Below are 11591 nucleotides of genomic sequence, written 5' to 3'. Positions count from 1 at the left end.
TACATCATGGCTTCCAATTAAAAAAAGATTCTATAAATCCGTTTTTCAATTCATTATGACATCTTTCAAGGTCATATCGAAGCCCAATAGCAGTTTGATATCTGCTTTCCTGATCTTTATTTAAAAGTTTTTGAACAATCTGTGACAATGATTCAGGGATACCATTAATCAATTCATTTAGAGGAACAGGCCTTTTGGCCAGATGAAAATGAATCATCTGATAAGGATCTTCTGAATAAAAAGGACTCACCCCACTGAACAGTTCATAGAACATCACTCCAAGAGAATATAAATCACTTCTGTAATCTGCCAGTTTGCCTACCTTACCTGTAAGCTCTGGTGAAATATAACTCAGGAAAGTGGAATCATTTATTCTGCTATTATGCTGATTCTGTTCATTATAAAAAGAGGCATTTGAAAAATCAAAGATCCTTGCTTCTTCAAAATCAGCAGACAATAATATATTATAAGGAGCAAAATGATTGTGTATGATTTTATTGTCGTGAATTTTCTCAAGGAGCTTTGCGAGACTAATGCATATTTTAATCTTTTCAGCAATATTAGTAGAGGCAAATAAATTCTGGAGAGGCAAAGTCTGTCCATTGAAGTACTCCAATACTAAAAGTGTTTGTCCGTCAGCTTCAACTATAGTTGGCAATGAAGATTGAAAACCGTCTACCAGAGAAAAAAAATCCAGTTCCTTACTTCTTTCCTTTGGAAATAGAGCATTTCGTTGTAACAAAACTCGTTTGTTATCTTTAATTCTGCATGCTTCCCAAAGAGAGAAATTAAAAGAAGCATGAATAAGCTTTATGTCCTTATAATCCAAAATATCCATAGATTTTTTTCAGATAGAAAATATTAATACCGAAAATAAGCTGGTTTATCCAATGTGAAAGCATTGTATGAAACCAACTTTTCTCGCCCCCCTGAATATTTTTTTAGAATTCGCTAAGAATTTTATTCAAGTAATACCAGTTATACGTCTCCCCTTCATATAACTGGATATACTTTTGAACAAAAAGTAAAATCGGATATTGAAGTACTTCAAAGATTAAACAAGAAATTCTTATGCAATCAAGATTTTTGTACGCATTGGCACATAAAATCTGACATTAATTTCTTGCTTTTAAGTGATAATTCAAAAATAAATTTACGATTTTTACGAATAAATGCATCTAAAAATCAAACACTTACCAAATAATAAATTATAAGACCCACTTACCTCTCAATCCGAACCAGATAATAATTTTTGATTGAATCCCAATAAAAAAAAGCAGGTAATAATTTATTGCTTATAAAACTAAAAAAGGTATTGTAAAAGAATTTCCAGGTAGCGGCTCCAGAGGAGATTTCTTAATTAAGGATATCTTGTTAATCTAAAACCTTTATTTAAAATATATTCTATTTATAGAAACTTAGATCCATAATCCCAACCATGGGGGACCTATTCACAAAAAAACAATATTCCTTTTGCCTTAAGTATTAAACTGTTATTATTGCTATGTCAGTATTCAATCGCATGTGCGGTATCGGGTTTGGTCCGAAAAGAGAATACACCATCTTTATAAAGTTGAATAATGAGTCTCTAGTATGTTAACGTGTAGTTATTAGAAGGATCAATTCTGTTTATCACTGGCCGAGCCTAGCTCGTTTGGGGTTCTCAGAGTTTCTTTGAAAGCGAAAGTGAGTTCTGGAACATATTTCTCCCTAAAAGATGTCTTTTTTTCATCTAACTTAGTTGTTCTAGCTGGGCTGACCGGTACAGGCAAAACCCTTTTATTAGAATACTTTGCTCAACACAATTTCACCCTTGCTTTTCTTTTCGTATACATAAACCCTAAATGCAATTTCGTCTGTGAGATTTCCAGAGCTTTCTTTGACTCCAAACCCTACGCTCACTACACCTGGAATTTTTTTAGCTCTTCCTCTGCTTCCCGATGCAGACGAGCAAGTTCTTCTTCTGTATACCCCCCATCTTATTCAGATCTTCATTTGGTTTGACTATTTATTTATGCCGGAGCATTTTCCTGAACCTTTTTTAAAAGGCCTTCAATTGAATCTAGTTCATAAGTATACTGAAGCAGATCAATTAAATGCTTTTCAATATCCTTTTGCAATAGTTCGCTTCCCTCTTCCCTAATCACAGCTGCAGTTTTTATGATCAGGTCTTGTCGTGAAATATCTTTGACCTTTCTAGGAATTATATAGGTGGGATCATTCAAACTATTCATCATATGAGCAACAAAAGAAGGACCTTGCAATCTTTGCCAGGCTATCTTTACCTTTCTGTTATGGTTTATAAGATGTATTATTTCTTTCTGGTGGGTTTCAAACAAACTCATTACAAGAGTACCATGTGTACTTTCCTGTAATCTTCTCTTTATGTCTTTATCTATTCCTACTTCTTTAGGAGATTGTAGTTCCTGTAATTTTGATCTGACTGCCGGAGTACTTTCAAGAGTAGTTTCAAGACCGGAATTTGAAAGGGCATCAAGGACTTTAACAATTGGTATGGCAAATGTTACATCATAATCACTGTGAAGATCCAGATCTCCTCCCCAAAGCAATCCGACGATATTAATATGCTCATCAATTATAATGGAACCGGAATCTCCTGCATCTGAAAAGGCTAATTTTACTCCATTAATTTTATAAGTTTCATCATCAGCTGGATATAATTCCTTTTGTAAGTCCTGAAGTTCTGCCAACTTTTTGGACCTGACTACCTATAACTGCAATCGCGGCAGTGATAAAGTAAATCAAATTCTCATATACCCCGCTGCCATTGGAATATAATACATGTTCATTAGTAAGAAGAACGAGGCTATTGTCACTGGTCAGTCTTCCAAACCAACCAAGTGTTCCTACTTTACCTTTGCCATTGCCAATCTGTATACCACCCCGAATGGGGCTGTGCGCTGAGGGATCAGACTTTGCTTTGCCTTTCGGCACCTTTAAAACATCTGTTTTTATTCCATTGATTTCATTCGGAATTACTTCTTCAGGACTTAAAGAATTAATATCTTTTTTGTTCTCTACAAAAACTTGAAAAACTATCTCATCTGTCAGCTTACCGGATTTTTGCTTTAAACCAATGGCTACGTTAATAACTCCGGGAGTTTTCATCAACACCTCTTTAACCTCATCAAAGATTCCCAATAGCTTTTCCTGTTCTTTTATTCTTTCTTCACGACTTTTCATCAAAAATTCTTTTGTGATACTTCAGATGTAGAATAGTGATAACGAAATTTTTCCGGGATAAAAAATCGGCCCAGAAACTTCAAAAAAATTAGTAATCAAACATTTGCAAGATAGTTAAATATAAAAATAAGCAACAAAATGTAAAAAAAATATCAATTAGTCCACTTAAGAAAACAGGATGCTTCTATAGTGATACAATAGATTTACAGCAATTAATGCTGAGTAAATCTGAAAAGAGCGACCATTAAAGTATATAACATTACTACCTACCATAAAATAAAAAAGGCCTTGCAATACTAAGTATTACAAGGCCTTTAAAGCTCTTTCTTTATTCCTGGAATCTAAGCTAACTTCTATCGAAGGCAAAATTCTTGAACAAACATCGATTCATAAAAATCTACTTTGTGAATTTTATAATCAGAAAATCTACTTGTTGCCAAGGCTGCATTATACCCATTGGCAATTTGCAACTCTTGAACAAACCATACTTTATCATCATACTGTACAGTGTTATCTTTTACAGAAAGTTTTTCCAGAGGTATTGAAAATCCTCGACCATCAGCCTTGATTACGCTTTCCTTAATTGTCCAGAACTTATAAAACTCTTTTAGAGGATAAGTCGCATTATTTATTTCAACCCATTGATCAGAGCTCATTACATTCTGAAAGTTTTTAAGGTCTAAATTTTTGTTTTCCTCGATGTCGATACCTAGTCTGGTATTTTTTCCGATTGCGCACATAACAAAATTACCGGAATGGGAAATATTAAAATCAATATCAGGTAATGTTAAATGAGGACGTTTAAATGCTCCGTATTTCACATAAGTCCCGATATCTGCTACTATATTATGTGTCTTGAGAGCTTGTATAAGAAGTAATTTCCCAAACAAATGACAATGTCTGTCCTGCCATCGAATATAACGCGAATTACTCTCCTTCAAATCCCTCGGCAATAAAGCTAAATAATCTGAATAAAAGCTTTCATTCAATGGCTTTTCAAAGAAGGTAAAAAATATATCTATCAAGGCTATTAATGTTGATTCCTTAACTACTAAATGTTATTGAATAGCTTTAACTTCTCTTAGATCAAAATATCCATTATAATCCTTCATGTAAACCGCCGCACGATGACCGAATAGAATCATAGCCTCCGTTCTTGTTTCAAGCTGCGTCTCATAAAAGTCCGATTTGACCTTTGTTCCTATTGGATATGACTTGTTCCATTGATCCACTAATTCTTTTGCTGTTATTAACCCTGTTTGTCCAACTATTGATTTTTCGTCCTTTGATTGTAGAGCTTCCGTTTTGATTGGCTCTTCAACTTTTGTTTCTGCAGGAACTTCAATACTTTTTTCTTTAGCAGCTGCAATTTTCAAATCATAGTCCTTTTTAATCGCCCTGATAAGCTTTGTTAAGACATCTCCGACACCAAGTTCTTCAAATTCTATTTCACCCTGATTTAACAAGTAGGTAATGCTGTCAGTCCATCTTACACAGTTGGAGATTTGACTGGTTAAATCCTGAGCGATCTTATCAAACTCATATGGTTTACCCGTAACATTTGCTATTACCGGAAAATTTGGCTTAGAGAATTTTACTTTCTTTACTACTTTTTCAAACTCCTTTTCAGCATCTTTCATATAGCGAGAATGAAAAGCTCCGCTGGTATTGAGAGGAATAAACATAGCATTTGCATTTGTAAAATGCGGTTGTGCGTTGTTAATATCTTCTTTCAAGCCTGAAATAACAATTTGAGAGGGAGAGTTAAGGTTGGCAATATCTATAGTTGAAAGATTTGCATCCTTTAGAATGTTGCGGATTTGTTCATCAGACGAATTCAAAATAGCAGCCATACCCCCTCCTTTGGCCTGGCTCATTAGCTCACCCCTCTTCTTAACCAACTTAAGGCCATCTTCAAAGCTTAGTACTCCGGCTGCCTGCAATGCATTATACTCACCCAAACTATGTCCTGCCAAAAAATCAGGATGCACTCCTCCGTCTTTAATTTTCTTTTGATATGACAATGCATTGACAACATACAAAGCAGGCTGTGTATATTGTGTCTGATTCAATTTTTGTCCTGGGTCATTCAGACAAAGTTCTTTGATTGAATATCCAAGTATTTTATCCGCTTTTTTAGTCAATTCCTGAAACTCATCAAAAAGGTTTCCACCCATTCCTTTTATTTGTGAGCCCTGCCCTGGGAATACATATGTTTTCTTCATTTTAATCAAAATTTTCAGTTAAGTTATTATACTCTCAATCTCGCTTTAATACAATAGATGTATTGATGCCTCCAAAGCCAAAGGAATTACTCATAGCAATATCTATCCTGTGATTAATTGCTTCAGCTTCACAGAATTTTAAATCATTACAAATCGGCTCTTCCAGATTTTTATTTGGATGAAGAAATCCTTGCCTCATTTGAATAACTGTAGCTATTGCTTCTACAAGACCTGCAGAATACAGACAATGACCTGTTAACCCTTTAGTAGCATTAAGCCTTAAAGCAGCAGTATGACTTCCAAATACATCACAAATAGCATCAGCCTCTGTTTTATCTCCAAGAGCTGAAGAGCTCCCGTGAGTATTCAAATAATCAACCTCTAATGCTGACAATCCAGCCTGATTAAGGGCTGAAAGCATAGCTTTTACTTCTCCATTCTTATTTGGATCAGAAGAGCTATTTCCATCAAGGTTTATGGAACCTCCTTTGATTTCAGCAAGAAAAGGAGCGTCTCTTTTTGATGCACTAGCTAAGGATTCAAGAATGATGCAAGCACTCGCTTGACCATAAATAAATCCTTCATGCTGCTTATCAAAAGGTCGACAAGCTTTTTCTGGTTGATTAATATATTTCTTTCCACCCATTGCACCAATATTAATGAACCCTTGAATATCCATGGGTGACAAATCCGCAACGGTGCCTATCACTACACAAACATCAACAAAACCAGAATGTACAAGCTGGTACCCTTTAATGATGCCTACATTTCCGGTAGCAGATGCGCCTCCAACAACAAGACCTTCTCCATTTATCCCGAATAGTTCACTTAAAACCCCGACCTGATTTGTCTCCAAAAACTCAAGGGCATATCGCGGTGATAAATACTCCGGATTTTCTCTGAATTTTTGGATCAAATCATACTGAAAATTTTGTGTGCTATTCTGACCTGCAACTATTAATCCTATTCGTTCTGACTGTATTTTGCTTTGAAATAATTGAGCACTTTGCCAGGCTTCCAAAGCAGATATAATTGAAGCTTGAATAGCAAAAGGAGCTCTTCTTCCAAGGCGTTTCGCATTGATGAATTTTTCCTCCGGAACATTCTGAAAACGGTTTAGAAGCTCTAAAAAAGAAAAGTTTTGCAGTTCGGCAGCAATGTTGACAGACACCTTTGGCTCCTTCTGGACTGCCGAAATTTTGATTCCTGATTTGCCTATCATTAAAGCATTACAGAATGAGGAGACATCTTCACCTATAGAAGAGACGATCCCCATTCCGGTTATCCCAACTTTATTATTGGTCACCATCATTTATGTTGATAAAAAGCCAAACATTTAAATAGTAAACATTGCAACTTCGCACGCTTGCAATTAATCGTCAATTTATTTAAGTTCTACTTTGCCAACATTTTCAGATAGCACTTTAACCAAACCTTCGATATTGCTGACTTGAGCAAAGCTCATTAAAGGCAATTTAATACCCAATTCTTCCATAGAAATCGTAACGACTTCCATTCGATCAATTGAGTTTGCACCGAGTTCCTTTAGATTCTTTTCGATGGAAATCATTTCTGGATTAAGGTCAGGAAGAACCTCCATAATAACATTTTTCACTACTTCATAAACTTGTTCTGTTGCCATAATTTACTCCTTTCTTACTTATAGAATTGTTTTATATTAAATGATTATAGGTATTAAATATTAAATCTAAGGAATGCCCTCCATGAGGGTAATACTTCCATTATTCACTCAGTAGCATGGTCACTTAACTACCTAAAAGTATTCTTAAAATTTCACTTAAATATCAATTGCAGTATAAATCTCGATAAACATAATTCAAACAAACAGCGCTTGCATCGGAACATTAAATTCTAGGTGAATGAAACGACTTTTGAAGAGATTCTTATTTTGTGAACAATTATCGAAAATCAAATAAACTTAACTTGTTTTGCACTGGTCTCATTCTATATGCAACAAAATCATTTACGTTTTTGAACTGCAGATATATGTTGCATTTTAATAACTCTGAAAATTTCTGCCCCGGCGGTTTATCATAAACATGCCCAGGAAAAATACGCGTATCCAGTGTTAAGTAACTACGTAGTTGATTTAGGCTGTTATACATATTATGAGCCGCCTCCATATCCGGACATAAGCCACAACCTTCTGCAAAGAGGGTATCACCGCTAAACAAATTATTTCCTACAAGATAACAAGTACTTCCAGGAGTATGGCCAGGTGTTAATATAGGCTGTATCCTTATTTGCCCAACAAACCATGGCGTCATATCTATTCCTATTAATTGTTGTTCTGAAAATCCTGAAAAAGATATTTCTTTATTTGACATCCAAATCGGACAGTTGTATTTATCTGCCAATGGTTGAGCTAAATGCACATGGTCTGGGTGGGAATGTGTAAGTAGTATTCCACTAAGACTTGATTGGGTTTTGAATAAAGCCTCCTCTACCTTTTCAATATTCCAAGCCGGGTCAACAATAATCGATTGTTTGCTATTATAATCAATCACTAAATAGCTGTAACTTATTATGAACATATGTGTCATTCTCAGAACGACAACCTGTGTCCCTCCACCACTCCCTGCGTCTATATAATTTACATCCATTACAAAATAATTAAGGTTGATCGCCTTAAAGAATGATTTTTTTGGCCTCTTTCGAATATTTCATTTGTAATCAATGGACTTAAACCATGAAAGGTTTTATCGCTACCATCTTATGTTAATTGATTACTGTGAAATTATAGCTGATGATGGCAATTAAGATAAATCCTTAATTACATCTATATATTTAAAAATTTTATACTGAGGCGCCGAATGGATTCGAACCACTGAACAAGGTTTTGCCGACCTTTCCCTTTCCTCTTGGGTACAGCGCCTTTTAATAATAGCAACTAAGGCAAAATAAAAATTATATTTTTCTCAATTAAAAATACTGAGGCGCCGAATGGATTCGAACCACTGAACAAGGTTTTGCCGACCTTTCCCTTTCCTCTTGGGTACAGCGCCATCTTTCATTGTTGTAGTACAGCAATGAAAATTTAATTCAATAATTTCTGATAGGTAATATATCCCAAAAATCTCATATAAGTACACTCTTAAAAGACACAACTCCTATCAAATTACATTTTCCAATAAAGAAGTTTTCAATTTTTCAATCGCATTCAAGTCCCGCCCGAATTGATTAATCATTTGCAAAGAAACAGAACTTGAATTAGGAGGAAGCATATATTTAACGAAAGTAGCAAGTGTTCCACTTGGGCCCGAATCAATAAATACATAATCTCCCTTCTCCAGAATTCTATCAACAGCTTGTTCAAAATTAACCGGGTAGCGAATTACTTCCCATAAATAATCATCCTTAAACTCCTTTATAATTTCACTTCTTGATGCAGATATTATAGGAATTTTAGCAGAGGAAAACTTTATCTTCTTTACTACCTGTTTAAACTCTTCTTCAATAGGATCAATAAGCTCAGTATGGAACCCATATTTCACAGGTAAAACCTGTGAAATTATATTTATACTATTTAAACACCCCTGAAGATTCTGAATAATATGAGGAAGACCACAGACCACAAAATTCTCTTGAAAATTTGTTCCTGTACACCAACATTGATCAAACAAATCAGGAAACTTGGCCATAATTGCTTTTGACTCCATAATTGCCAACATGGCTGCGCCTTGGGTTCTTTGTTCAGCAAGTCTGGCTATTTCAACAACTAATCGAATGCCATCTTCCAGTGAAACAGCGCCAGAAATAACACTTGCAGTCAACTCACCAAGACTATAGCCTAAAAGAAAATCTGGTTGGAGCCCCAAATCCTGAAGTACTTTAACTTGACAGTACTCAATACATAGCAAAGCAGGATTAGAATACAGAAGGCGATCAAATGGTTTGCTTTTCCCCTCCTTTCCATACAGCACATCCACTAATGAAGTTTGAATTGATGGAGAAACGATTTCATTACAATGGTCCATCCAATACCGGAACTGTGCATTGTTCTCATAAAGTTCTTTTCCCATTTGATAGTATTGAGAACCTTGTCCTGAGAACATAAATATGACTGGTTTATTCATCATATAAAATCTTTAGTGCTATGTGTCTGTTTGAATGTTTGATATACTTAGATCTCAGTCTACTTCTGAAAATTAACTGAATTATTATTTCAGAATTTAATACTGTGTTGAACAGTAATAACAACCTTTCCACCTGGGTGACCTGTCCCATAATGCTGGAGAGCTTTTGCTGTCTCGCTTAAGGGGTAACATCTATCAACAACAGGCGTTATTTTTCCAGCTTCTATCAGTTCTTTGATAAAAAGTAAATCTTTAGCATTTGGATTAACTGCCCAACCTCCAACAAGCTTTTTATCTTCCCTCTTGAAAACCATTGGCCCAATGAGCATATCCTGGAAAATTCTCTTAACTGACGGCCCCCCAGCGCTAACATAAACACCATTGGGCTTCAAAGCTCTCTTATGATCAAAAATTGAACGATAAGCAATTGCAAAGATCAGGTCGTAGGTCTGCCCGCTTTTTGTGTAATCCTGTTTGGTATAATCAATCAAATGATCTGCACCAAGAGTATACAACATATCAAAATTCCTTGAACTGCAAACGCCTGTCACTTCCGCTCCAAAGTACTTGGCAATCTGAACAGCAAATGAACCTATACCACCCGATGCACCAAAAATTAATACTTTTTGGCCTTTCTGAATTCCGCCTTTGTCACGAAGTGCCTGCAAAGCTACAAGTGATCCCTGAGGGACAGCCGCAGCTTCCTCAAAAGAGATGTTTACTGGCTTATGAACTAACTCATGTTCTGGAACAGCTGTGTATTCCGCATAAGCTCCAAAACCAGTAGAGACTCCAAATACTTCATCACCTGGCTTAAACTTAGTTACATCTTTACCAACCACTACAACCCTACCGGATATATCACTACCTGGTATTTTAATCCTGGGTTTAATAAGTCCACTATCCAAGAGCCGGACGAAGAACGGTTTCCCTTCAATAATCATTAGATTATGAGTAGTGGCAGAAGAAGCATGCACTTCTAAGAGGACTTCATTATCTTTAGGAACAGGCTTTTCTACTTCTTCGAGCTTGAGCTCTGAAAGTCCATACTTTAAACATGAGATTGCTTTCACAATTTTTCTGGTTGTTTTTATAATTAACTATATACTATCCCTCTGAATCGATTTGGGACAGATGCTACCATCATCGTTGATGTTAACATCCAACTATTAGTAAATTACTAACTATACAAAAAATGAAAGCTTAAAGTTAAACCAGGTAATAAAAAATTCAAATATTTTCTATTTTAATTTCAATGAAGCTATTCGTTGTTACACCATTTAAATTTCTATTTCGTTCAAAAGTATTTAACAATATTAATTGGCTTTAGCACTCTTATATTTATCTTTCTTTAATAGATCTCTAACCATATTCATATTGTAGCTCCAAACATTTGTCAATACCACATTTTTTACGAAATAAGGTATATTTCCGCCTATATCAGCATCAGCAACTACTTCGAAATCTACTTCACCACCAGGAAGCGGTGTGAGTCTATAAATGTCATTCATAATTTTCACACGTTCTATATTTTCAATTGGATGTGTTTTCGCAGGAGCTGCCAATACATTTACCTCAACAGCTTTAGTTTTCGGATCTTGAGAATGGTGCATTTGCAAAACGAAATCTCTTGTTCCGATAGGAAATGGCAGGTCAACTTTGTATGAATAGTAAGCACTATAAAAATTCCCTTGTTCAACTTTCTCAAACATCTTCCAATCTTTTATACCAAGATCCTGAACTGTAGCATCGCTCTTCAAAAAGTAAAGAATATCGTCAATGCTTGATTTTAATCTCATCTTCGCCTTTACCTGTTTCAAACAAGAACCAGGAGTTTTTAGTGTCCAGATTTTGATTCCATCTTCATCTTTTACCAATGTCCATTGATTTGAACCAGAATTCGTCCAAACAATATGTGAAATAAACAATATCACTGTAAGCGATATCACACCAATCAATAAGAATTTCTTAGTTTTTCTTGAAGGCTTCTCTTTTAGATCGTTCTTTTTCATTTTTGATTATTAATGAAATAAATTTAAACTTATAAACTATAGTTAATATTAAT

Annotated in this window: 11 protein-coding genes and 2 tRNA genes; all 13 read right to left on the bottom strand. The window is 35.2% G+C overall.

The features are described from left to right. Positions 1-4: 4 nt before the first annotated feature. The 13 genes from K350_RS0119485 to K350_RS0119425 all read right to left on the bottom strand — a co-directional run bounded on the left by K350_RS0119485 (position 5) and on the right by K350_RS0119425 (position 11538). Positions 5-838: a serine/threonine protein kinase gene (locus K350_RS0119485; RefSeq protein ID WP_028981321.1), complete on the bottom strand. Its 834-nt coding sequence runs from the start codon at positions 836-838 to the stop codon at positions 5-7. A gap of 1174 nt (positions 839-2012) precedes the next feature. Then, the gene (locus K350_RS0119480) at positions 2013-2711 is read right to left on the bottom strand and encodes a hypothetical protein (protein WP_028981320.1); all 699 of its coding nucleotides are present in this window, start codon (positions 2709-2711) and stop codon (positions 2013-2015) included. Continuing rightward, positions 2668-3204, bottom strand: a complete 537-nt coding sequence (locus tag K350_RS0119475) for a hypothetical protein (RefSeq protein ID WP_028981319.1) — start codon at positions 3202-3204, stop codon at positions 2668-2670. The genes K350_RS0119480 and K350_RS0119475 overlap by 44 nt, the downstream gene beginning before the upstream one ends. A 353-nt stretch (positions 3205-3557) precedes the next feature. After that, positions 3558-4229, bottom strand: a complete 672-nt coding sequence (locus K350_RS0119470) for a 4'-phosphopantetheinyl transferase family protein (RefSeq protein ID WP_028981318.1) — start codon at positions 4227-4229, stop codon at positions 3558-3560. A gap of 33 nt (positions 4230-4262) precedes the next feature. Further along, on the bottom strand, positions 4263-5429 hold the full coding sequence (gene fabD / locus K350_RS0119465; protein ID WP_028981317.1) for an ACP S-malonyltransferase: 1167 nt from the start codon (positions 5427-5429) through the stop codon (positions 4263-4265). A gap of 34 nt (positions 5430-5463) precedes the next feature. Next, a complete protein-coding gene (locus K350_RS0119460) occupies positions 5464-6741 on the bottom strand; it encodes a beta-ketoacyl synthase N-terminal-like domain-containing protein (protein ID WP_245598680.1) in 1278 nt (425 codons plus the stop codon). A gap of 72 nt (positions 6742-6813) precedes the next feature. Further along, positions 6814-7071, bottom strand: a complete 258-nt coding sequence (locus tag K350_RS0119455; RefSeq protein ID WP_028981315.1) for an acyl carrier protein — start codon at positions 7069-7071, stop codon at positions 6814-6816. Between the two features lie 277 nt (positions 7072-7348). Continuing rightward, positions 7349-8053, bottom strand: coding sequence for an MBL fold metallo-hydrolase (locus K350_RS0119450; RefSeq protein ID WP_051313374.1), 705 nt, complete (start codon positions 8051-8053; stop codon positions 7349-7351). 201 nt (positions 8054-8254) lie between these two features. After that, positions 8255-8325 (bottom strand) — tRNA-Cys (locus K350_RS0119445). 59 nt (positions 8326-8384) lie between these two features. Further along, positions 8385-8455 (bottom strand) — tRNA-Cys (locus tag K350_RS0119440). A 108-nt stretch (positions 8456-8563) separates the two neighbouring features. Continuing rightward, positions 8564-9529, bottom strand: coding sequence for an acyltransferase domain-containing protein (locus tag K350_RS0119435; protein ID WP_081671075.1), 966 nt, complete (start codon positions 9527-9529; stop codon positions 8564-8566). Positions 9530-9615: 86 nt separating this feature from the next. Beyond that, positions 9616-10599 (bottom strand): NAD(P)-dependent alcohol dehydrogenase, encoded by a 984-nt coding sequence (locus K350_RS0119430; protein WP_028981312.1) that lies wholly within the window; start codon positions 10597-10599, stop codon positions 9616-9618. A gap of 243 nt (positions 10600-10842) precedes the next feature. After that, entirely contained in the window at positions 10843-11538 is a 696-nt protein-coding gene (locus K350_RS0119425; protein WP_028981311.1) for an SRPBCC family protein, read from the bottom strand. Positions 11539-11591: the final 53 nt, after the last annotated feature.

This window comes from Sporocytophaga myxococcoides DSM 11118 (assembly GCF_000426725.1).
GTDB lineage: Bacteria > Bacteroidota > Bacteroidia > Cytophagales > Cytophagaceae > Sporocytophaga > Sporocytophaga myxococcoides.
The sequence above is the reverse complement of the archived record's forward strand: the minus strand, read 5'-3'. Positions and strand labels throughout refer to the sequence as shown.